Below are 22,148 nucleotides of genomic sequence, written 5' to 3' on the forward strand. Positions count from 1 at the left end.
CCCCCCTGCCGCACCATGTCATCTGCAGAAGAAGGAGGGTGCTGATTGCGCCTGCGACGATCTATTGGATAGTGTCCTGTAGCGGGCCAGCGGTGGCTGAGCGGGAGCAAAGGAGGCTTGTTTTTGGACAGATTCAAGAGGGCAATTGAACTGAGCTTCCGGATCCGTCCGGTCGGTCTTGTGCTGGCCGCCACCTATGCTGCCAGCTGCCTCATATCGCGTCAGTTCTCGCTGGATCAGTTCTTCCTGCCCGCAGGCATCCGGGCAGCAGCACTGCTCATCGTCCCGCCCCGCTTGTGGCCCTACCTGCTGCTGGGCGAATACATCTATTTCGCGACGCTGCGCATCCCCATGATCGATACCTATGGCCTGGACTGGGTCATCCTGGCGTCGACACTGTTGATGCCGATGGCGATGCTGGTGGTCTACCTGCATCGGATGAGAATGCCATCCGGTGCAGCCACCGGTCTCTGGCTGCTGTCGCTGTCCTTCTGCACGGCGCTGTTCGTCCCGGCTCTCAACCTGGGTATTTCATATGTTCTATGGTCGAACCCACCGCCGAGCAATCTGCTGGACGCGGTCGACCGGACGATCTTTGGTCACTTCGCCGCCATCATCACCCTGGTGCCGTTGGCATTCCTCTGGTCGCGACGGCAGACCGATACCGATTGGACCGACCGCTTTGTCGCCCCTACCGCCTCGGCGATCCTGGTGATGTTGGTGCTGGGCCTGTGCATGCAATTGACAAGCGCCGGCGCCCACACGACGCGGACGCACATGGTGCTGCTGGCCGCCCTGCCCGCCATCGCACTGACCTTCATGCACGGGTGGCGCGGCGCGGCCGTCGCGATTCCGTTGCTGAACCTCCCCCTGCACGGTGCAACGCCCAGTACCGGCCTGCCTTCCTCATTTGACTTGGGCACGTTCGCCACCCAGCAGAACATGGCGGTGATGAGTGTCGCGCTGCTCGCGCTCGGGTCCAGCATCAGCTACCACCATCAGCGCGCCCGGTCCCGCGGCCTGGCCGAAGAAACGACGCTACGCCTGGCACGCAGTTCCCACCAGACCAGCGAGCGGGAGCTGCGTGAACGGGCCGCCCATCTGAAGCATCTGGGCGACGGTATGGACAGCTCGCTCGTTGAAATGGTCAGCTGGCTCAAATCGCAGGGCCATCATGCAGTGGCGAACAGCCTGCAACACGCTTCATCCGTGCACTCACGGCTGTTCCGTGAGCAGGCCAGCCTGGTCTATCCCACCGGACTGGAGCAGGTGGGGCTGTACATCGCCCTGCAAGCCGGTGGTGCATGCGGAATCTGGAACAACACGCACCGCGTCATTCCGCCCAGGCTGGCGGGCAACCCCTGCCTGCTGACCGTGGATCTGCAACTGGCCATTTACCGCTCCCTGATCGAGGCGGTGTCGCTGCTGCTGGAGCTGGAGACCGGGCAGGTCTGCGTGCGCGCCCGAAGTGGCCGCGCGGGCGGACGTCGCGGCATCGTTGCCGTCGTGAGCCTGCTCGACCGTAATTGCACGCTGTCGACACACACCACCCAACAGGCCGTCGAGCGTCTGGCCGGACGGATGCTTGCCTACGGCGGGACGGTCCACTGCCGGGGCAATCGGCTGCGACTGGTCCTGCATGAATCGATCACCCACGCCTCGCCAGCGGCGGCCTGACACGGGATCTGGCCCGGCGCGCAACGTTCGCCGCTAAAGTTACACCCGAAACCGCCGCTATCCGTGCCGAGCCCCTCCCTCGTGAGCCACCGCATCATGCCCGTCCTGCCGCAGGCCGCCGTCGATGGCGACCTGGCCGATCCGCTGCCGCAGCGGATCCTGCTGGTCGAAAACTCCCGTGCCTTCACCGGCATGCTGCGCGAGGCCATCGAGCAACGCCTGGAACTGCCGGTGGTGATCGCCTCCACCCTGGCCGAGGCCGATCGCCTGCTGAGCGAGGATGGCGGCTGGTTCCTGGTGCTGACCGGGTTGGTGCTGGCCGACGGCGACCGCGATGCGGTGGTCGAGTTCTTCCTCAAGCGCGACCTGCCGACCGTGGTGGTCAGCGGCGTGTACGACGAGGACCTGCGCAAGCGCGTGCTGCAGCAGCAGATCATCGACTACGTACTGAAGAACACCCCCGGCAGCATCGACTACCTGGTGTGGCTGGTGCAACGGCTGGAACGCAACCGCCGCATCGCGGCGCTGGTGGTGGACGATTCCCCGTCCGCGCGCGGCTATGCCGCCGCCCTGCTGCGCATGTACGGCCATGAGGTGCACGAAGCGGCCGATGGCAACGAGGGCCTGGCCGCGATCGAGGCGCATCCGGCGATCCGCCTGGCGGTGGTCGACCAGGAAATGCCCGGCATGCAGGGCGTGGAATTCACCCGCCGCCTGCGCACCCTGCGCTCGCGCGACAAGGTGGCGGTGATCGGTATCTCCGGCAACACCGACGCTTCGCTGATCCCGCGCTTCCTGAAGAACGGTGCCAACGACTTCCTGCGCAAGCCATTCTCGCGCGAGGAATTCTTCTGCCGGGTCTCGCAGAACGTGGACCAGCTGGAACTGATCGGCACCCTGCAGGATCTGGCCACCCGAGACTTCCTTACCGGCCTGCCCAACCGCCGCTGCTTCCTGGAACAGAGCCAGCGCCAGCTGCCGCAGCTGCAGCTGCATGGCCAGTGCGCGGCGGTGGCGATGATCGACATCGACCACTTCAAGCACATCAACGATACCCATGGCCACGAAGCCGGCGACGATGCGCTGCGTGCGGTGGCCGGTGCGGTGGCCGCGCATGCACGCAGCCAGGACCTGATCGCACGCTTCGGTGGCGAGGAGTTCTGCCTGCTGGTGCCGGACATGGAACAGGGCGAGGCACTGCAGTACTTCGAGGAGCTGCGCCAGCGCATCGCCGCACTGGAAGTGGACATTGGCACCGCGACGCTTCGCATGACGGTCAGCATCGGCCTGTGCTGCCTGCGCCCGCAGCGTGATGCGCTGCACCGGCTGATCTCCGAGGCCGATCGCCAGCTGTACCTGGCCAAGGCTGGCGGCCGCAACCGGGTCAGCTGCACCACCGTGGCCAGCCCGCTGCGCCCGCGCGAGCCTGCCCTGCCCTGACCGGCGCGCTTTGATCCAGATCAACGCCACCACCGCGTGGCGGATCTACAGTCGGCCCCGACATACGCATGAAGGGGAGCCGGGGATGGCATTACTGGTCTGGCAGGACGATCTGAACATCGGCATCGATGTGATCGATCAGCAACATCGCCGCATCATCGAGATGCTCAACCACCTGCACGTGGCCCAGGCCAGCATGCAGCGCGCGGCGGTGGGTGAAGTGATCGACGAGGTGGTGGACTACACCATGTCGCACTTCGCGTTCGAAGAAGAGCTGATGGAAGAAGCGGGCTACCCGTTCTGTGCCGCGCACAAGCGCGTGCATGAGGTCTTCATCAAGCGGGTATCGGAATACCGCATGCGCTTCCAGGCCGGCGAGGACATCAGCGACGAGCTGCGCACCATGCTCTCGCGCTGGCTGTTCAACCACATCCGCGGCGACGACCAGGCTTATGCCGAACAGGTCAAGGCGCACCTGAACCAGTTCGCCCGCGAGCACCAGGGCGGCGGTTGGCTGGGGCGTACGCTCAAGCGCTTCTTTGGTTGAGCCGCAGGGCGCGCCGGTGCAGTGCCACCAGCGCGCACAGTGTCGCCACCGCAGTCAGGCACAGGTAGTAGCCGACCGCGACCAGGCCGAAGCGTTCGGCCAGCCAGGTGGCCAGGTACGGCGCCGGTGCCGCACCGAGAATGCCGGCCAGATTGAATGACAGCGAGGCGCCGGTGTAACGCACCTCCACCGGATAGATCTCGGCCAGGAAGGTGCCACAGGGGCCGTAGGTCAGACCCATCAGGAACAGGCCCAGGCACAGGAAGGCCGTGACCAGCCACGGGCTGTGCGGCTGGAACAGCGGCGCGAACAGCACACCGAAGCCGACGATCAGTACGCTGGCGACAATCATCGTGCGCCGCGTGCCCCAACGGTCGCCATAGCGCGCCGACAGTGGGATGCCCAGCGCGAAGAACAGCATGCCGGCCATCTGCATCAGCAGGAACTGCTCGCGGCTGTAGCCCAGCACCGCGGTGCCGTGGCCGAGGCTGAACACCGTCATCAGGTAGAACAGCACGAAGGTGGCGAACGCACCCAGCGTGCCGAGCAGCATCGGTACCGGGTGGTCACGCAGTACCGTCCACATCGGCAGCCGCACCGGCGCCTTGCGCTCCAGCGCCTTCTTGAAGTCCGGCGTCTCGTGGATGTTCAGGCGCACCCACAGGCCAAGGCCGACCAGCAGTGCGCTGGCCACGAACGGGATACGCCAGCCCCACTGCAGGAAGTCATCCTGGCTCAGGCAGCGGCCGAGCACCAGGAAAATGCCGGCCGACAGCAGGAAGCCGAGCGGCGCACCCAGCTGCGGGAACATGCCGTACCAGGCACGTTTGCCCGGCGGTGCGTTCTCGGTGGCCAGCAGCACTGCCCCACCCCACTCGCCGCCCAGCCCCAGGCCCTGGCCGAAGCGGCACAGCGCCAGCAACGCCGGGGCCCACAGCCCGATCTGCGCGTGGGTCGGCAGCAAACCGATCAGCACCGTGGACAGGCCCATGGTCAGCAACGCGGCGACCAGGGTGGCCTTGCGGCCGATGCGGTCGCCGAAATGGCCGAACACCGCCGAGCCGACCGGCCGCGCGATGAACGCCACCGCGAAGGTCGCCAGTGACTGCAACAGGGCCGCCTGTTCGCTGCTGTCCGGGAAGAACAGGTGTGGGAACACCAGCACCGCGGCCGTGGCGTAGATGTAGAAATCGAAGAATTCGATGGTGGTGCCGATCAGGCTGGCCAGCAGGACACGGCGGGGGGAATTCACGGGCGGCGCGGCAGCGGTGATCGTCGACATCGGCAACACGGGTAACGGCGGATCGCCCGATTCTGCCACGGGCTGGTGGCCGCACGGGGCGATGGTTTCAGCCGACACCGATGCCAACGAAATTTTTCGGGCGTCCGGCTAGGCTGCGCCACCGGTCCCTGCATGGATGCTTTGCCGATGGATGCAGTCACGCTGTCGTGGTCCGATTCGCCGAAGCTGCCGCGCATGGCGGCGTGGCTGGTGGTACTGCTGGTGCATGGATTGATGGCGCTGTGGCTGCTGGGCAGCGGCAGGATCATGCTGCGCAGTGACGACGACGCAAGGATCTCGCTGCGCTGGCTGCCACCGGAACCGCCGACGCTGGCGCCTCTACAGCCTACCCTGCGCTCCGCACCGGTGACGCGTCCGTCCGCGTCGGTGATGCCACGTCCTGCCCCGGCTGCCCAGACAGATTCCCCCCTACCAGCCGCAGAGGAAACGGCCGTTGCGGCGCCGCTGATCCTGGGCCTCCCGGCGGGCGGCATCGACGGTGGCGACGGCATCAGCGCTGCGGGTGTCGCTCCGCGCCTTATTGGTCGCCGCGAGATACACCCGGCATTCGCGCCGCGCCGCAATTACTTCCGGATCCGCCGGCAGATGACGCCGGAGCAGATCGTGCATGGCGTAGCGCAGCTGCTGGGGCTTTGGCCGCCGGGCTACATCGTCGACCCGTGCGAACTGGGCCGGCAGGACATGGATTACTTCCAGAATGCCGTCGAAGACGCCGACCGCGACATGTTGCGTGCGGCAGTGCTGCAGGTGAGTGCCCGCTGCCGGTAGCTCGACAGCTGTCTGCCTTCTGTAGAGTCGAGCCATGCTCGACTGCTCTTCGCGAGAAGCAGCCGAGCATGGCTCGGCTCTACCGAAGAACGAAAAGCAGTCGAGCATGGCTCGACTCTACAAAGAGCGAACAGCGGTCAAGCAGCCACGTTGTTACAACTGGATCCAGGTGGCCTTGATTTCGCTGTACTTGTCGAAGGCGTGCAGCGATTTGTCCCGGCCGTTGCCGGACTGCTTGTAACCACCAAACGGTGCGGTCATGTCGCCGCCATCCCAGCCGTTCACCCAGACGCTGCCGGCGCGCAGCTGGCGCGCAACCCGATGCGCGCGGCCCAGATCGCGTGTCCAGAGTCCGGCGGCCAGTCCGTATCGGCTGTCGTTGGCCAGGCGCACCGCTTCGGCCTCGTCGTCAAAGCCAAGCACCGCCAGCACCGGCCCGAACACTTCCTCGCGCGCCAAGGCCTGCCCCGGGCGCACCTGGTCGAACACCGTCGGCTGCACATAGCAGCCACCCGCCTCCACCTCGGCGCGATGACCGCCCAGCAGCAGGCGGGCACCTTCAGCTTCGGCGCGTGCGATATCCCGCATCACCTTGTCCAGATGCACAGCGTCCACCAGCGCGCCCATCGGCGCGTCGGCGTCCAGCGGATGCTGCGGCTGCATGTGCTGGCCATAAGCAACCACCTGGTGCACGAAATCCTCACGGATCGAGCGCTGCACCAGCAAGCGCGACCCGGCGGTACAGACTTCGCCCTGGTTGAAGAAGATGCCCTGCGCCACGGCCTTGGCCGCCGCGTCCAGATCGGGAGCGTCGGCGAACACCACGTGCGGGCTCTTGCCGCCGCATTCCAGCCAGACCCGCTTGAGGTTGGATCGCCCGGAATACTCCAGCAGCTTCGCGCCGGTGGCAGTGGAACCGGTGAACGCCAACACATCCACGTCCATGTGCAGGGCCAGCGGTTCGCCAACGCGCGCGCCATGGCCCGGCAGCACGTTCAGCACGCCCTCCGGCAGGCCCGCCTCGGCGGCCAGCGCCGCAAGCCGCAGCGCACTCAGCGGCGACCGCTCGGAAGGCTTGAGCACCACCGAATTGCCCATCGCCAGTGCCGGCGCGATCTTCCAGCAGGCCATCAGCAACGGGAAATTCCACGGCACGATGGCCGCCACCACGCCCGCGGCCTCGCGGGTGACCAGTCCGAGTTCGTGCGGGCCAGTCGGCGCGATCTCGCCATACAGTTTGTCCACTGCTTCGGCGGTCCAGCTCAGGCAGCGCACCACACCGGGCAGGTCGATACGGCGCGCGTCACGTACCGGCTTGCCCATGTCCAGGGTTTCCAGCAGCGCCAGCTCATCGGCGTGCTTCTCCACCAGCGCGGCCAGCGCCAGCAACACGCGCTTGCGATGCGCCGGGCTCGCCTGCGACCAGTGACCCGCCTCGAAGCTGCGCCGCGCGGCCAGTACCGCGCGTTCGACATCCTGCGCGTCGCAGTCGGCAACCGCGCCCAGCACGCGACCATCGATCGGGCTGATGCAGTCGAAGCGGGCGCCGCTGGCGGCATCGACATAACGGCCATCGATGAAGGCCTGGCCCGGCATCGAGAGCTGAAGGGACAGCGCCTGCCAGTGGCTGCGGTTGGGGAAATCGGCCATGGGAAGCTCCAGCGGTCAACGAGCCTTGGTTATACCGGGACCGCCGCGACTCCACCGTGACGCGGCTGCGCTACATTCATCGCATCGGACCCGATGGAGCTGGCATGAAGCGTCCCGAAAGCGACCTGCACGACCTGGCCACCCAGCGCCCCGAGTCACTGGACGCGTACTGGATGCCGTTCACCGCCAACCGCCAGTACAAGGCCGCGCCGCGCATGCTGGTACGCGCCGAAGGCATGCACTACGAGGACGTTGACGGCCGCCAGATCCTCGACGGCACCGCCGGCCTGTGGTGCTGCAACGCCGGCCACGCCCGCCCGCGCATCGTCGACGCCATCGTCGAGCAGGCACGCACGCTCGACTATTCGCCGGCCTTCCAGATGGGCTCGCCGCCGGCCTTCGCGCTGGCGCAGCGGCTGGCCACACTGGCGCCTGCCCCGCTCAACCATGTGTTCTTCACCAGCTCCGGCTCGGAGGCGGTGGATACCGCGATGAAAATCGTGCTGGCCTACCACCGCCAGCGTGGCGAGGGCCAGCGCACCCGCTTCATCAGCCGCGAGAAGGCCTACCACGGAGTGGGCTTCGGCGGCATGGCACTGGGTGGACTGCCCAACAACCGCAGGGCGTTCGGCCTGCAGCTGGGCGGCGTGGACTACCTGCGGCATACCCTGGACCTGCCGCGCAATGCGTTCAGCAGGGGCCTGCCGCGCCAGGGCGCCGAGCTGGCCGACGACCTGGAACGGCTGATCGCGCTGCACGACGCCTCGACCATCGCGGCGGTGTTCGTCGAGCCCATTGCCGGTTCGGCCGGGGTGATCCTGCCCGCGCCCGGCTACCTGCAACGCCTGCGCGAGCTGTGCGACCACCACGGCATCCTGCTGGTGTTCGACGAGGTCATCACCGGCTTCGGCCGGGTCGGCATGCCCTTCGCCGCGCAGCGCTTCGGAGTCACTCCGGACCTGCTGACCTTCGCCAAGGCGGTCAGCAACGGCGCGGTACCGCTGGGTGGCGTGCTGGCCAGCGACGCCGTGCATGCAACCCTGATGCAGGCACCGCCACAGGCCATCGAGCTGCTCCATGGCTATACCTACTCGGGGCATCCGCTGGCCTGTGCGGCGGCGCTGGCCACGCTGGAGGTCTATGCCGAGGAGCGCCTGTTCGAGCGTGCCATCGAGCTGGGCGAATACTGGCAGGAACGCCTGCATGCGCTGCAGGGCCTGCCCAACGTGATCGACATCCGCAACTTCGGGCTGGTCGGCGCGGTCGAGCTGGCACCGCGCCGCGATGCCCCCGGCAGCCGCGGCTACGAAGTGTTCCGGCGCTGCTTCCACGACGGCCGGCTGCTGGTGCGCTGCACCGGCGACATCATCGCGCTGTCGCCGCCGCTGATCGTGGACAAGGCACAGATCGACCAGATCACCGGCACCCTGGGCGAGATGATCCGGGCCACCGCCTGAGCCCGGGCCGGCGATGGCGAGCGGGTACAATGGGCGGTTCCGCTCCTGCTCGCTGCCGTGCCCATGGATATCGTCGTCAAAGAAGAACTCAAGGCCTACATCGACCCGCTGACCGCGGACGAACATGACGCGCTGGAGCGCAGCATCCTGGCCGAAGGCTGCCGCGATGCGCTGGTGCTGTGGGGTGATGTGCTGGTCGATGGCCACAACCGTTTCGGCATCTGCCAGAAGCATGGCCTGCCGTTCAATACCGTGCAGAACACCCGCTTCCAGAGCATGGAAGACGTGCACCTGTGGATGATCGAACAGCACCTGGGCCGCCGCAGCGTATCCGATTTCCAGCGCGGCGTGCTGGCGCTGCGCAAGCGCGACATCCTGGCCGCCCGCAAGCAGATCGAGCAGGCGCAGCTGCAGCGCGAGAGCGACGGCACTGCCGAAGCCGTCGAGGACGCGGGTGAAGACAGCCCGCCGTGGGAACCGGCACCGAAGATCAGCCGCGCCGAGCTGGCCCGCGAGGCCAAGCTGAGCACCAGCCAGGTCGGCATGATCGAACGCATCCACGCCCAGGCCGCGGCCGAGGTGGTGGAAGCGGTGAAGGCCGGCGTGATCTCGATCAGCGCTGCCGCTGCCGTGGCCGACCTGCCGGAAGATGAGCAGCGCGCCGCTGCCGCCGGTGGCAAGGATGAGCTGAAGCAGGCCGCCAAGCGCGTGCGCGAGTCCAAGCGCAAGCCGCGTGCACCGAAGCCGGAAGCAGCCGAGATGGACTTCGAGGAAGCGGACGAAGAGCAGATCGCCAGCCGCGACGCCGAGGTGCTGTCGGCACTGGAGCAGCTGGGCGAGGATGCGCCGGCGCTGCGCCGCCGCGTGGTCGCGCTGACCCGCGAGAACGACACCCTGCGCGCGCAGCTGGCTGCGTTGCGCAAGCAGCTCGAAGCGCTCTGAACCAGCGGGTAGTGCCGGCCGCTGGCCGGCAACCCCATGAACGTTCCGGGTGCGTTGCGGATGCCGGCCAGCGGTCGGCACTACCCGGTGCTCATCCGCTGGCAGGTAGACTTCCGGCATGACGCCTGCCAACGATCCGCGCCGCGCTCAGCTGCAGCGCCTGAAAGCCCTCGCGCTGGGACTGCTGCTGTTGATGCTGGCCGGTTTCGCGGTCAGCCACTGGCAGGGCGAGCGCGGCATCTGGGCCTGGGTTTCGGCGTTCTGCGAGGCCGCAGCCGTGGGCGCACTGGCCGACTGGTTCGCGGTCGTTGCCCTGTTCCGGCGGCCGATGGGCCTGCCGATCCCGCATACCGCGATCATCCCGCGCAGCAAGGAACGCATCGGCGACAGCCTGGCCCTGTTCGTGCGCGACCAGTTCCTGGAGCCGGGTGTGCTGCTGGCAAAGCTGCAGGTATTCGACCCGGCCAGCCGTCTCGGCAGTTGGCTGGCCGACCCTGCACGGTCGCGGATGCTGGCCGACATGGCCCGCGGCTGGGCCCTGCAGGCTCTGGACTTTTTTGACGAAACCGCGGTGCGCCGGCAGCTGCACACCTTCGTGGTGCAGCAGCTGCGGCAGTGGAATGCCGCCGCCACCGCCGGTGAGCTGCTGGCCCTGCTGACCGCCGACGGGCGCCACCAGCGCGTGCTGGACGAAGGCCTGCAGCGGCTGGGGCGCTGGCTGGAGCAGCCGGAGGTGAAGGAACGCGCCTCGCAGCTGATCGTGCGTTATATCCAGCGCGAATGGCCGACGCTGTCGAGCACGGTGAACTGGATCAAGCCGATCGATGAGATCGGCGACAGCCTGGCCGAACGCCTGGCGCGGGCGGTGCTGGAAGAACTGCAGCAGGTACTGGCCGAGCCGCAGCATCCGCTGCGCCAGGACTACGAGAGCTGGCTGCAGAACTACGTGCAGCGCCTGCGCGAGGACCCGGCCCTGGCCGAGCGCATCGAACAGCTCAAACAGGAAATGATCGATCACCCCGCCCTGCAGGAGTACGTGCAGGGGCTGTGGGCGCGCATCCATGCCAGCCTGCGCGCGGACCTGCAGCGCGAGGACTCGGCGCTGGTCGGCCACCTGCAGCGCAGCCTCGCCTCGCTGGGCAGCAGCCTGCAGGCCGACCCGGCCCTGCGCGAGGCCCTCAACCAGCACCTGCTGGAGGGCGCCCAGCGTCTGACCGGCCGCCTGCGCGAAGGCGTGACCACGCATATCGCGCAGACCGTGAAAAGCTGGGACGAACGGCACCTGGTCGAGCAGCTGGAACTGAGCGTGGGCCGCGACCTGCAGTTCATCCGCTTCAACGGCACCCTGGTGGGCGGGCTGATCGGTCTGCTGCTGCATGCGGCGACGGTGGTGTTCAGGTTCTAGGCCTCAGCGCGCCCTTCGGATCATCACGCTTGATTCATAAAATGCGAATGCCTATCATTTACTGATCGGTTGTACGCTTAGCCAATCGGGTGCGGAAGACGCACCCATCGCCCGTGTACATCCCCGACCTCTGGACTGCCCGTCTGCGCGGGCCGTGCTTCGTCGATGGGACACGCTGGGCGACATGCGCAGGGCGCAAGGGGGCCGCGGACGCGTTCCATCCCCTCTCCTACCTGCAGGAATGCCGTGGACCGCTCGCCCGCAACCGCCAGCCCCCGCACCTTTTTCTCCAACCCGCGCTGGGGCGTGCTGTCACGCTCGTTGGCCGCGATCTTCGGCGGTTACGCGCTGGCCTCGGTGACCAGCGTGTTCTGCGCCGTGGCCCTGCCTGGCGCACGTGGCCAGACCGTGCTGACCGGCATGCTGCTGGCCATCCTGGTCGCCGCCTGTGCGGCACTGTGGGCATTCGCCACCCGCAGCGCGCTGCGCGCCTGGGTCGGTATCCTCGCGCCCGCGCTGCTGATGGCCGTCATTGCGCGCCTGCTGGGGGCCTGGGCATGAAGAACGGGTTCCGCCAGTCGATGGCCTGGCTGCACACCTGGACCGGCCTGCTGGTTGGCTGGTTGCTGCTGCTGATCTTCATGGCCGGCACGGCCAGCTACTACCGCGAGGAAATCAGCCGCTGGATGCGTCCGGAACTGCCGTCCAGCAACGTCAGCATCGACGTCGCCGCACAGCGCGCGGTGGACTACCTGCAGGCCAACGCCGCGCAGGCCGAGAACTGGTTCGTCACCCTGCCGCAGCCGCGCAACCCGGCCATGCAGATGTTCTGGCGGTTGCCACCGGAACTGGCCGATCCCAGCCGTGGCCGCCGTGGTGGCTTCGGTGATGCCACGCTGGACCCGAACACCGGCCAGGCACTGAAAGCGCGCGAGACCCGCGGCGGTGATTTCTTCTACCGCCTGCACTTCGACCTGCACTACATCCCGGTGCTGTGGGCCCGCTATCTGGTCGGCTTCTGCGCGATGTTCATGCTGGTGGCGATCATCACCGGTGTCATCACCCACAAGAAAATCTTCAAGGACTTCTTCACCTTCCGCAAAGACAAGGGCCTGCGTTCCTGGCTGGATTTCCACAACGTCAGCGCGGTGATGGCCCTGCCCTACCACGCGATGATCACCTACACCGGCATCGTCACGCTGATGATCATGTACCTGCCGTGGGGCGTGAAGGTGGCCTACCCGCAGGACGAGGACAAGTTCTTCTTCGAGGCCTTCGGCGGCATGCCGGAGGTGACCGCGGCGGCCGAAGGCCGCGCCACCCCGCTGCCGATCGCACAGCTGCTGGACAGCGCACGCGCGCATTGGCACGGCGTGGAGGTGGCCGGCTTCACCGTGTCCAATCCGGGCGCGGCCAATGCGGTGATCGACATCCGCCAGCGCGACGGCAAGCGCCTGTCCACCGACACTCCGGCCGTGCGCTACAACATGATCACGGGTGCGCTGCTGGAAGAAACACCGCCTTCCGGTGGCGCCACCGCCACCCGCGGCGTGCTGTACGGCCTGCACCTGGCGCGCTTCGCCGACTGGGGCCTGCGCGCACTGTTCTTCCTGTCCGGCCTGGTCGGCTGCCTGATGGTGGCCAGCGGCGTGGTGCTGTGGGCAGTGAAGGAACGGCCCAAGCACGCCAAGAGTGGCCGCATCGGCTTCGGCCTGCGCCTGGTCGATGCGCTGAACATCGGCACCGTGGCCGGCCTGCCGATCGCCTTCGCCGCCTACTTCTGGGGCAACCGCCTGCTGCCGCTGGACATCGCCGAGCGCTCCAGCGCCGAGGCCAACGTGTTCTTCTACGCCTGGGGTGCGGCACTGCTGGCCGCCTTCATCTGGCCCAAGCGGATGATGTGGGCCTGGCAGCTGTACCTCGGTGCGGCTGCGTTCGCGCTGGTGCCGGTGGTCAATGCACTGACCACGCATGCGCACCTGGGCATCACCCTGCGCAACGGCGACTGGGTGCTGGCGGGCTTCGATCTGTCGATGATCGCGTTCGGCGCGATGCTGGCGCTGTGCGGCTGGCGCATGCAGCGCTGGACGCCACCGCTGTCTGCAGCCGAGAAGAAGAAGCGTGCTGCCGCCGCAGCGGCACCCAAGGCCCCGGTGGACGCTGTGGAAACCGCCGAAGCGGAGGCCAGCGCATGATGCTGCTGGCGTTGACCTTGTCGTTCTCTGCGTTCACCGCGTTGTCGCTGGCGATGGAGAAGCACCAGCACGATCTGCACGGCAAGGCTGCAGCCACCCCGGCACGGCGCACGCAGTGGCGGGTGCTGGGCTGGGTACTGCTGGCGGTAGCGTTCGCACTGTGCGTGGTCGACCACGGCTGGGCGATGGGCCCGGTGCTGTGGCTGGGCGTGATGACCGTCGGCGGCGTGGCGTTGTCGTTCGGGTTGTACCCGTACCGGCCGAAATGGATCGCGCCGCTGGCGATCGCGCTGCCCGTGGCCGGGCTGCTGGTGGCGTTGCTGTAGCAGAGCCACCGGGGTCGGATCCCTTGCGCGCAGCGCAAGGGCTCTGACCCCGGGTACGTAGATCCGGATGGGGTCAGAGCCCCTGCGCTTCGCGCAGGGGATCCGACCCCGGGCATCGGCTTACCCCAACCGCTTCAGTTCCCACGCGCGGTGGATGCGCGCGTTGCGCTCGAAGTCCGGGCCGATGGTGCGTGCGGTGATCTCGCGGCACTGGGCGAATTCGGCGATGGCGTTCTCTTCCAGCTTGAAGCGGCGGAAGTTGTTGGAGAAGTACAGCACGCCACCCGGTGCCAGCCGTGCCACCGCCGCGCGCAGCAGCTTCAGTTGTTCGCGCTGCACGTCGAAGTCGTCGGCACGCGCGGAGTTGGAGAACGTCGGCGGATCGCAGAAGATCACGTCGTACTGGCCACGGTCGCCTTCCAGCCACGCCATCGCATCGGCCTGCACCAGCAGGTGCTGGTTGCCACCCTGCCCGTTCAACGCCAGGTTGTCGTAGCACCACTGCAGGTAAGTGGCCGACAGATCGACGCTGGTGGTGCTGGCGGCACCGGCCACCGCCGCCTGCACACTGGCCACGCCGGTGTAGCAGAACAGGTTGAGGAAACGCTTGCCACGCGCCTGCTCGGCCATCATCCGGCGCAGCGGGCGGTGGTCGAGGAACAGACCCGTGTCCAGGTAGTCGAACAGGTTCACCTGCAGCAGCGCGTTGTTCTCGCGCACCACGATGAACTCGTCACGCTGCTCGAAGCGGCCGTACTTGCTGCCGCCCTTGCCGCGCTCGCGCGACTTCATCGACACCTGTTCCGGCGGCACGCCGAATACTTCGCGCGCGGCCGCCAGCAGCTCGTTGCGGCGGCGGCGTACGTCGTTCTCCGGAATCGCCGCCGGTGCAGCGTATTCCTGCACATGCAGGAAGGTGCGGCGCTTGCCACCGTCTTCCTCGTAGACATCGATGGCCGCCGCGTACTCCGGCAGATCGGCGTCGTAGGCGCGGAAGCAGGTGATGTCCTCGCGGGCGCGCCAGCTCTTGAACTTCTTCAGGTTCTTGCGCAGGCGGTTGGCCACCATCTGCGCGCCTTCGCTCAGTTCGCGCGGCTGCGCCGGGTCGCGGCCCGGCACGGCGATCGGGTCGCAGACGATCAGCGCGCATTCCAGCGCACCGTTGAACATCTGGTACTTCTTGCCTGCACGCAGGCCGGTGGCAAAGGCCAGTTCGTCGTTGCCGCACAGCAGGCTGGCGCGCCACTGCGGCACCGCCTTCTGCAGGGCATTGCCGAGCGCGCGGTACAGCGCCGGATCAGCGGCCAGGCGCTCGTCGTACGGCGGGTTGCAGACCACCGCACCGATCTCCTGCTCCGGCGCGGCCAGGTCGGCCACATCGGCGCGGGTGAAGCGGATCGCGTGGGCGACACCAGCCACCTCGGCATTCTCGCGTGCCGCCTGGATCGCGGTCGGGTCGATGTCGCTGCCGTGGATGACCGGCTTCAGCGCGGCCAGGCCAGCCGCTTCGCGGTCACGCGCCTCGCTCTGGATGCTCTTCCAGGCCGCCTTGTCGAAGCCCAGCCAGCGGCTCGGCGGCAGGCTGCCATGGCGCATCAGGCCGGGAGCAACGTCGGCGGCCATCAGCGCGCCTTCAATCAGCAGCGTGCCGCTGCCGCACATCGGGTCCAGCAGGCCGCCACCGGCAGCGTGCAGGCGCGGCCACTGCGCGCGCAGCAGCAGCGCGGCGGCCAGGTTTTCCTTCAGCGGTGCCTCGTGGGCGGCGCCGCGCCAGCCACGGCGATGCAACGGGCCGCCGCCGAGGTCGATCGACAGCGAGGCACGGCCTTTGCGCAGTGACAGGTTGACGCGCACATCCGGCAGGTCGGTGTTGACCGACGGGCGCTCCAGGCCTTCATCACGCATGCGGTCGACGATGGCGTCCTTGATCCGCTGCGCGGCGAAGCGGGCGTGGGTGATCTTGTCGCCGGACACGTGCGCGTCCACCGCCAGGGTCATCTCCGGCTTGATGTGTTCGTGCCACGGCAGCGCACGCACGCCGTCGTACAGGGCCTGCTCGTCCGGGCAGTCGAACTCGTCGATCGGCCACAACACGCGGCTGGCCAGGCGCGACCACATCACGATCCGCAGCGCCTGCTCCAGTTCGCCCTCGGCATTGACGCCGGCAATGGTGGCAGTGGCCTTGCCAAGGCCCAGGGCCGACAGTTCATCGGCAAGCAGGTATTCCAGGCCCTTGGCGCAGGAGACGAAGAATTTCACGGGATCGGTTCGCAGGTGGTCGGGCGCGGCACAGGGGCCGGGCCAGTCGGAAAGGAGGGCCGTAGGCACGGCCAGCAGGCCCGCGCCGGGGGCGGCGGGGCTGCCATTGTAGTCAATGCGGGCGGGCGCGCCGTGCGCCCGGGCTTCACAGTTGCCGCAGCAGGCGCTCGAAGGCCTGCGCGGAGGCCTCCACGTGGTGCTCCAGGCGGTGGCCGTCGTCGACCAGCAGCAGCTGCGCCGAACGCGCCTGGGCCCAGGCGATCACTCCAGCGGCCGGCACCACATCGTCATGCCAGGCCTGGACCACGGTGGTCGGCACGGCGGCGGCGTCCAACGCCGGCATCGGGCCCATGGTGGTCGGCGGCACCATCAGGAACAGGCCGGCCACCGGCACCTGCAGCGAGGCGATGGCAGAGATGTAGGCACCCAGGCTGGAGCCGGCCAGCACCACCGGGCCCTGTCGGGCAGCGATGGCGGTGCGTTCGACCAGGCGGCGCAGCCGGGTCGGCACATCGCCCACCCGGCTGACCTCGCTCATCGCGTCCAGGTCGGTGTAGTCCGGACGCTCATGGGTCCAGCCCAGTCGCTGCGCCACGTCGGCCAGCGCGGTGACCTTGGTCGCTTCCGGGCCGCTCTCGAAACCATGCGAGAGGATGCAGTGGCCGCGGCTCATGCGCGTGCTCCGTGCGAGCGGGCCGATGAGGAAAGGGAAGGCAGGTTCATGCCGCAATGCTAGCATCGCCAGATGCCCAACCCGCTCCTGCCCGGCCTGCAGCTGCAGCCCCTGCCCTATGAAGACCGCCTGCCGCTGCGCGCGCCCGCCACGCTGGAGATGGTGGTGATCCACTGCACCGAGCTGCCCGATCTGGCGATGGCCCGCGAGTACGGCGAGCGCGTGCTGTATGACAGCGGCGCCGGCAACAGCGGCCACTTCTACATCGACCGCGATGGCAGCGTGGTGCAGTACGTGGCACCGGAACGGGTGGCCCACCACGTGCGCGGCATGAACGCGCATACGCTGGGCATCGAGCTGGTCAACACCGGCCGCTACCCGCACTGGTTCGACAGCCGCCAGCAGGCGATGTACGAGCCCTACACCGAGGCACAGCTGCAGGCGCTGGAACGGCTGCTGCAGGCGCTGGTGGTGCGCTATCCGTCGCTGCGGCGGATTGCCGGGCATGACCAGCTGGACCTGGAGCAGGTGCCGGCCAGCGATGACCCGGCGCTGATGGTGGCACGCAAGCGTGATCCGGGGCCGCTGTTCCCGTGGGAGCGGATTCTGGCGAAGGTGCCGTTGCAGCCGGTTGGGTAAGCGGCAGGGCTGCGCCCTGCACCTGCCGAAGCCGAAGCCAGAGCAACAGCAGAAGCTGACTTCCTGAGGGGAGGCGGGGTGGGTCCGGTTGCGGGGGGCGCTGCAAGTACGTCCATGTAAGCTCGGTCGCCGCATCCATGCGGCTCACGCCCCCGCAACCGGACCCACCCCGCCTTCGACAGATCTCTGCTGCTGTTGGTGGGTGTCGACCTTGGTCGACACGGGGTCGGATCCCGTGGCTACGCAACGGGCTCTGACCCGGATTTTCAGTTGATGGGGTCATAGCCGTTTTCCGTTGGAAAACGGATCCGACCCCGCGCGGCTCAGGCGCCGCTGGCCACGGGGCGGCTGCTGTCGCTCACCCAACCGCTCCACGAATCGGCGTAGATGCGCGCGCCGGAGAGGCCCGCCGTTTCCATCGCCAGCAGCAGGTGGCAGGCGGTCACGCCGGAGCCGCACATCAGCACCACCTGCTGTGGATCGCGGTTGCCGATCACGCCCTGCAGTTCGGCCCGTAGCTCCTGTGGGTCGCGCAGGTGGCCGTCGAGTACGTTCAATGCGAACGGGCGGTTGACCGCGCCCGGCACGTGGCCGGCGACCGGATCCAGCGGCTCCACTTCGCCACGGAAGCGTTCACCCGCGCGTGCGTCGACCAGCCAGCCCGGCGCGTGCTTCAGACGTGCGCTGATCTCATCGGCATTGGCGATCTGGGTGGTGTCGAAACGGCCCGGGTAAGTTGGCAGCGCGGTGACTTCGCCCTGCCCGGTTGCCAGCGTGTGACCGGCGGCCTGCCAGGCGGCGATGCCGCCGTCGAGCACGGCCACCTTGCTGTGCCCGATCAGGCGCAGCAGCCACCACAGGCGCGCGGCGGCCATGCTGCCATCGCTGCCGTCGTAGACCACCACCTGGGTGTCGGGACCGATGCCCCACTGGCCCAGTTTCGCGGCGAAGGCATCGCTGTCCGGCAGCGGGTGACGGCCGTGGCCACTGCGGGTCAGATCCGACAGGTCCCGATTGAGGTCGGCATACACCGCGCCCGGAACATGCCCCGCCAGATACTGGCCGATACCCGCCTGCGGATCGGCCAGCGAGGAACGTGCATCGACCACGCGTACGGCGGTACTGGCAGTAGCACGTGCGTCGACCACGCGAACGCCCTCGCCCAATGCAGCGGCCAGGGTGGCGACATCGACCAGGGTGGTCCACGGCGGATCGATCGGCTTCATTGCACTTGCTCCAGGCGGCGACGCAGGTTGTAGAGGATGGCGGCGGTGGCGCCCCAGATGCGCTGGCCGGGCCAGCCATATTCGAGGACGTGGCGGACGCGGCCGCGATGATTGATTTCGACCTGGTGCAGGTTATCGGCTGCCATCAGGTAATCGAGCGGCACTTCAAACACTTCGGCCACTTCACTGGGCTGTGGCACCGGTACGAAATCCGGATCGACCACGGCCACCACCGGCGTGACCCGGTAGCCGGTGATCGTCACGAAGGGATCGAGATAGCCCAGCGCCTGCACCTGGCCGGGCGCCAATGCGATTTCCTCCTGGCTCTCGCGCAGTGCAGCAGCCAACGCATCGCGGTCATCGGGTTCGGTGCGGCCACCGGGGAAACCGACCTGGCCACCATGGGTGCGCAGGGTTTCGGTGCGCCGGGTAAGAATCACCTGCGCACCGTTGGCGCGCGGCACGATGCCCGCCAGCACGGCGGCTTCCACGGGTGGCCCGGGCGGCAGCAGATCGATCAGTTCACTGCGGTTCCAACCGTCGCCGGCCGGCGGCTCGGCCAATGGATGCAGCGCGCGCATCAAGCGTTCGTGGTCGGCCAGCGAACCGCGCAGTGATTGCTGCAGTTGTTGGCGCAGCGGTTGCACGCGATGCAGGATGCGGCTGCGCTCGTCGTTGCTCATCGACGACCACCGTGCGATTTCATCGATGTGCCGCCCGCAGCCGGTGCATTGCCGGCCTGGATCCAGCGTGCACACTCCGATGCAGGGACTTGCGACAACACGCGCCGTTTCTTCCATTGTTTGCACTCGGCAACAGTAGCGCGATCGGGCTGAATTTGCGCGGGGTCATTCTGCGGTGCGTGGCAGCGTCGCGCTCCGCGCAAACAAAAACGCGCCGGTGGGATCACCGGCGCGTTTCGTTTACGGCTTCGATTTACTTGACGCTGACCAGCTTGATCTCGAACTGCACAGCCACGTTCGGCGGGAACGGGGTGCGCGGGTCGGCACCGTAGGCCTGGTCCGGCGGCAGCGTGACTTCCCACTTAGAGCCAGCCGGCATCTGCAGCAGGGTCTCGCGCATGGCCTTCATTTCGACTTCGCTGACCTTGATCGACGGAATCTGCTGGGCCGGGCGGGCTTCGGTCGGGCGCTGGCCGTACGGGAACGGACCGGCCACTTCCAGCTGCACGGTGCTGGCCTGGGTCGGCTTGGCGCCCTTGCCGGCTTCGATCACGCGGTACTGGACGCCGCTCGGCAGGGACTGCACGCCGGCCTTGGCCTTGTTTGCCGCGATGAACTGATCGCTCTTGGTCTTGTTTTCGGCAGCAGCCTTTTCGTACTCGGCCTTGGCAGCCTGGGCACGGCCCTGCTCGCGCTTCTGGAAGGCTTCAACGGCCGGCTTCAGCTGCTCGGCGGTGATCGCCGGCTGCTTCTTGGCGTAGGCGTCCTGCAGGCCCTTCACCACCGAGTTGATGTCCAGCTGCTCACCACGACCGGTCAGCTCCGCCAGGTTGTTGCCGTAGTCGTAACCGAAGTAGTAGCTCAGCTTGCCCTTTTCGGACGAGACGTCCTGGGCGAAGGCATTGCCCGTCAGGGCCAGGGCCGCGACGGCGACCGCGATAGAACGCAACTTCATCAAACAGTTCTCCAGGGGTGGTAACTCAGGGACGTTCTGCGCCGCCCTGAGGCGACGGGTTAGGATAACGGGCACAACGTGTAACCGCTACTCACGATGCAGGCTAAGACCCGTCTGCGTTCGCGGAGTTCAATCTCACTTTTTTTTAACGTTTCAGGAGTTTTCCCCGTGGCCGATGCCCTGATCGCCGTCGCCGACGACGGCGCCATCCGCACCGTGACCGTCCAGCGCCCGGACAAGCTCAACGCCTTGAATGCCGCGACCCTGCAGGCGCTGGCCGAGGCGTTCAGCGCCGCCGCCGCCGACCCGGAGGTGCGTGTGGTGGTGCTGACCGGTGCCGGCCCTAAGGCCTTCGTGGCCGGTGCCGACATCGCCGAGATGAACACTCTCAGCGCGGTTCAGGGACGTGATTTCTCGCTGCTGGGCCAGGCCCTGATGCGCCAGATCGAACGCATGCCCAAGCCGGTGATCGCGCGCGTGAACGGCTTCGCCCTGGGCGGCGGGCTGGAGCTGGCGATGGCCTGCCATCTGCGCATTGCTGCCGATACGGCCAAGGTCGGGCAGCCGGAGATCAACCTCGGCCTGATTCCCGGCTTCGGTGGCAGCCAGCGCCTGCTGCGCCTGTGCGGCCGCGCCGCCACCCTGGAGCTGTGCCTGCTGGGTGCACCGATCAACGCCGCGCGTGCGCTGGAACTGGGCATCGTCAACGAGGTGGTGCCGGCCGACGCGCTGGACAACCGTGTGCAGGACATCGCCCGCCAGCTGGCACGCTCGGCCCCGCTGGCCCTGCGTGGGCTGCTCGACGCGGTACACGTGGGCGGCGAATGCAGCCTGGAGGCTGGGCTGGAGTACGAAAGCGCGCAGTTCGGCCTGCTGTTCGCCACCGAAGACATGCGCGAGGGCACCAGCGCCTTCCTGCAGCGCCGCCCACCGGCCTTCCAGAACCGCTGACGCCATGGCATCCCGACCCAACCCCGCGCAGCTGTTCGCCCGGGTCCAGGCAGACGATCTCGATGGCGCCCTGCAGGCCGGACTGATGGACTACGTCGCCCGTGCCGGCGACGAACAGCTGCTGCCCGGCCACCCGGACCTTCCACGACGCCTGCAGCAGGCGCAGCAGCAGCTGCACGCGGCCTGGGCCGCACGCGAACGCTACCGTGCCCGTGCCGTGCGCCTGGCCCGCCGCGAGGCCGAACGCGATGCGCGACGCACGCCGGCCCCGGCGCCGGACGTGAAGCCCGCCCTGCCCCCGGCCGCCGCCGCCATCCTCGCCCGGGCCAAGGCCCGCGCCACCGGCAAGGAGCAGTAATGGCCACTGCGAAGAAAACCGCGCGTGCACCGGCGCGCCGTGGCGGCGTGATGCCGCGCGCCGATGTGGTGGAAATGTTCACCCGTCTGCGCGAACTCAATCCGCACCCGAAGACCGAACTGGAGTACAGCTCGCCGTTCGAACTGCTGGTGGCGGTCGCGTTGTCGGCGCAGGCCACCGACGTCGGCGTCAACAAGGCCACGCGCCGTTTGTTCCCGGTGGCCAACACGCCGGCGAAGATCCTCGCCCTGGGCGAAGACGGCCTGAAGCAGTACATCGCCACCATCGGCCTGTTCAACGCCAAGGCGAAGAACGTGATTGCCACCTGCGCGATCCTGCTGCAGAAGTACGGCGGCGAAGTACCGCGCGACCGCGAAGCACTGGAAGCCCTGCCCGGTGTCGGCCGCAAGACTGCCAACGTGGTGCTCAACACGGCCTTCGGCGAACCGGTGATGGCGGTGGACACGCATATCTTCCGCGTCTCCAACCGCACCGGCCTGGCCCCGGGCAAGAATGTGCGCGAAGTGGAAGACAAACTGGTGAAGGTGATTCCGGCCGAGTTCCTGCTCGACGCGCATCACTGGCTGATCCTGCACGGACGTTATGTGTGCAAGGCGCGCAAGCCGGATTGCCCGGGCTGCGTGATCGCCGACCTGTGCCGGTTCAAGGAAAAGACCCCGGCCGAGGCGTGACG

21 protein-coding genes are annotated in these 22,148 nt (G+C 67.7%); 14 read left to right on the forward strand and 7 right to left on the reverse strand.

Annotation, left to right across the window (positions count from 1 at the left end; genetic code table 11):
* Nucleotides 1-123: 123 nt before the first annotated feature.
* From VPH47_RS14015 to VPH47_RS14025, 3 genes are all read left to right on the forward strand, one after another.
* On the forward strand, nt 124-1,677 hold the full coding sequence (locus VPH47_RS14015) for an MASE1 domain-containing protein (RefSeq protein ID WP_368851062.1): 1,554 nt from the start codon (nt 124-126) through the stop codon (nt 1,675-1,677).
* Between the two features lie 96 nt (nt 1,678-1,773).
* Nucleotides 1,774-3,117 carry a diguanylate cyclase gene (locus tag VPH47_RS14020; RefSeq protein ID WP_368851063.1) on the forward strand — a complete coding sequence of 448 codons (1,344 nt, stop codon included), beginning with the start codon at nt 1,774-1,776 and terminating at the stop codon, nt 3,115-3,117.
* 85 nt (nt 3,118-3,202) lie between these two features.
* Complete coding sequence (locus VPH47_RS14025; RefSeq protein WP_004151683.1) at nt 3,203-3,664, forward strand: bacteriohemerythrin; 462 nt, start codon at nt 3,203-3,205, stop codon at nt 3,662-3,664.
* Here the strand turns inward: VPH47_RS14025 and VPH47_RS14030 are convergent.
* Nucleotides 3,645-4,937 (reverse strand): MFS transporter, encoded by a 1,293-nt coding sequence (locus tag VPH47_RS14030; RefSeq protein ID WP_180847697.1) that lies wholly within the window; start codon nt 4,935-4,937, stop codon nt 3,645-3,647. The genes VPH47_RS14025 and VPH47_RS14030 overlap by 20 nt on opposite strands.
* A 156-nt stretch (nt 4,938-5,093) precedes the next feature.
* Between VPH47_RS14030 and VPH47_RS14035 the strand changes: the two genes are divergently transcribed.
* Nucleotides 5,094-5,735 (forward strand): hypothetical protein, encoded by a 642-nt coding sequence (locus VPH47_RS14035; protein WP_368851064.1) that lies wholly within the window; start codon nt 5,094-5,096, stop codon nt 5,733-5,735.
* A 153-nt stretch (nt 5,736-5,888) separates the two neighbouring features.
* On the opposite strand, the gene VPH47_RS14040 is transcribed toward VPH47_RS14035, so the two are convergent.
* Nucleotides 5,889-7,385, reverse strand: a complete 1,497-nt coding sequence (locus VPH47_RS14040; RefSeq protein ID WP_368851065.1) for an aldehyde dehydrogenase — start codon at nt 7,383-7,385, stop codon at nt 5,889-5,891.
* 104 nt (nt 7,386-7,489) lie between these two features.
* Between VPH47_RS14040 and VPH47_RS14045 the strand changes: the two genes are divergently transcribed.
* The 6 genes from VPH47_RS14045 (at nt 7,490) to VPH47_RS14070 (ending at nt 13,710) form a co-directional block, all read left to right on the forward strand.
* The gene (locus VPH47_RS14045) at nt 7,490-8,842 is read left to right on the forward strand and encodes an aspartate aminotransferase family protein (protein ID WP_368851066.1); all 1,353 of its coding nucleotides are present in this window, start codon (nt 7,490-7,492) and stop codon (nt 8,840-8,842) included.
* Between the two features lie 63 nt (nt 8,843-8,905).
* On the forward strand, nt 8,906-9,784 hold the full coding sequence (locus tag VPH47_RS14050) for a plasmid replication/partition related protein (protein WP_153856915.1): 879 nt from the start codon (nt 8,906-8,908) through the stop codon (nt 9,782-9,784).
* A gap of 118 nt (nt 9,785-9,902) precedes the next feature.
* On the forward strand, nt 9,903-11,189 hold the full coding sequence (locus VPH47_RS14055) for a DUF445 domain-containing protein (RefSeq protein ID WP_368851067.1): 1,287 nt from the start codon (nt 9,903-9,905) through the stop codon (nt 11,187-11,189).
* A gap of 246 nt (nt 11,190-11,435) precedes the next feature.
* Complete coding sequence (locus VPH47_RS14060; protein WP_164162308.1) at nt 11,436-11,750, forward strand: DUF3649 domain-containing protein; 315 nt, start codon at nt 11,436-11,438, stop codon at nt 11,748-11,750.
* Nucleotides 11,747-13,384, forward strand: a complete 1,638-nt coding sequence (locus VPH47_RS14065) for a PepSY-associated TM helix domain-containing protein (protein WP_368851068.1) — start codon at nt 11,747-11,749, stop codon at nt 13,382-13,384. The genes VPH47_RS14060 and VPH47_RS14065 overlap by 4 nt, the downstream gene beginning before the upstream one ends.
* A complete protein-coding gene (locus VPH47_RS14070) occupies nt 13,381-13,710 on the forward strand; it encodes a DUF3325 domain-containing protein (RefSeq protein WP_049463592.1) in 330 nt (109 codons plus the stop codon). Before VPH47_RS14065 ends, VPH47_RS14070 begins: the two co-directional genes overlap by 4 nt.
* Nucleotides 13,711-13,830: 120 nt before the next feature.
* Here the strand turns inward: VPH47_RS14070 and rlmKL are convergent, their stop codons facing one another.
* Both rlmKL and VPH47_RS14080 read right to left on the reverse strand, forming a co-directional pair.
* Nucleotides 13,831-15,969, reverse strand: coding sequence for a bifunctional 23S rRNA (guanine(2069)-N(7))-methyltransferase RlmK/23S rRNA (guanine(2445)-N(2))-methyltransferase RlmL (gene rlmKL, locus VPH47_RS14075; protein ID WP_049423319.1), 2,139 nt, complete (start codon nt 15,967-15,969; stop codon nt 13,831-13,833).
* 145 nt (nt 15,970-16,114) lie between these two features.
* On the reverse strand, nt 16,115-16,642 hold the full coding sequence (locus tag VPH47_RS14080; protein WP_014036558.1) for an alpha/beta hydrolase: 528 nt from the start codon (nt 16,640-16,642) through the stop codon (nt 16,115-16,117).
* 72 nt (nt 16,643-16,714) lie between these two features.
* Here VPH47_RS14080 and VPH47_RS14085 point away from each other — a divergent pair, with 72 nt between their 5' ends.
* Nucleotides 16,715-17,281, forward strand: a complete 567-nt coding sequence (locus tag VPH47_RS14085; protein ID WP_368851069.1) for an N-acetylmuramoyl-L-alanine amidase — start codon at nt 16,715-16,717, stop codon at nt 17,279-17,281.
* Between the two features lie 323 nt (nt 17,282-17,604).
* Here VPH47_RS14085 and VPH47_RS14090 read toward each other — a convergent pair whose 3' ends face one another.
* The 3 genes from VPH47_RS14090 to VPH47_RS14100 form a co-directional block, all read right to left on the reverse strand.
* Nucleotides 17,605-18,507, reverse strand: coding sequence for a sulfurtransferase (locus tag VPH47_RS14090; protein WP_368851070.1), 903 nt, complete (start codon nt 18,505-18,507; stop codon nt 17,605-17,607).
* Nucleotides 18,504-19,307, reverse strand: coding sequence for a CoA pyrophosphatase (locus VPH47_RS14095; RefSeq protein WP_110711746.1), 804 nt, complete (start codon nt 19,305-19,307; stop codon nt 18,504-18,506). The genes VPH47_RS14090 and VPH47_RS14095 overlap by 4 nt, the downstream gene beginning before the upstream one ends.
* 136 nt (nt 19,308-19,443) lie before the next feature.
* Complete coding sequence (locus VPH47_RS14100; RefSeq protein WP_005408797.1) at nt 19,444-20,145, reverse strand: FKBP-type peptidyl-prolyl cis-trans isomerase N-terminal domain-containing protein; 702 nt, start codon at nt 20,143-20,145, stop codon at nt 19,444-19,446.
* A gap of 168 nt (nt 20,146-20,313) precedes the next feature.
* Here VPH47_RS14100 and VPH47_RS14105 point away from each other — a divergent pair, with 168 nt between their 5' ends.
* The 3 genes from VPH47_RS14105 to nth are packed head-to-tail and all read left to right on the forward strand — an operon-like array spanning nt 20,314 to nt 22,146.
* Nucleotides 20,314-21,096 (forward strand): enoyl-CoA hydratase/isomerase family protein, encoded by a 783-nt coding sequence (locus VPH47_RS14105; RefSeq protein ID WP_107432509.1) that lies wholly within the window; start codon nt 20,314-20,316, stop codon nt 21,094-21,096.
* Nucleotides 21,097-21,100: 4 nt separating this feature from the next.
* A complete protein-coding gene (locus VPH47_RS14110) occupies nt 21,101-21,454 on the forward strand; it encodes a hypothetical protein (RefSeq protein WP_049399879.1) in 354 nt (117 codons plus the stop codon).
* Nucleotides 21,454-22,146, forward strand: a complete 693-nt coding sequence (gene nth, locus VPH47_RS14115; protein ID WP_110711744.1) for an endonuclease III — start codon at nt 21,454-21,456, stop codon at nt 22,144-22,146. Before VPH47_RS14110 ends, nth begins: the two co-directional genes overlap by 1 nt.
* Nucleotides 22,147-22,148: the final 2 nt, after the last annotated feature.

The organism is Stenotrophomonas sp. WED208, from assembly GCF_040984485.1.
GTDB lineage: Bacteria > Pseudomonadota > Gammaproteobacteria > Xanthomonadales > Xanthomonadaceae > Stenotrophomonas > Stenotrophomonas riyadhensis.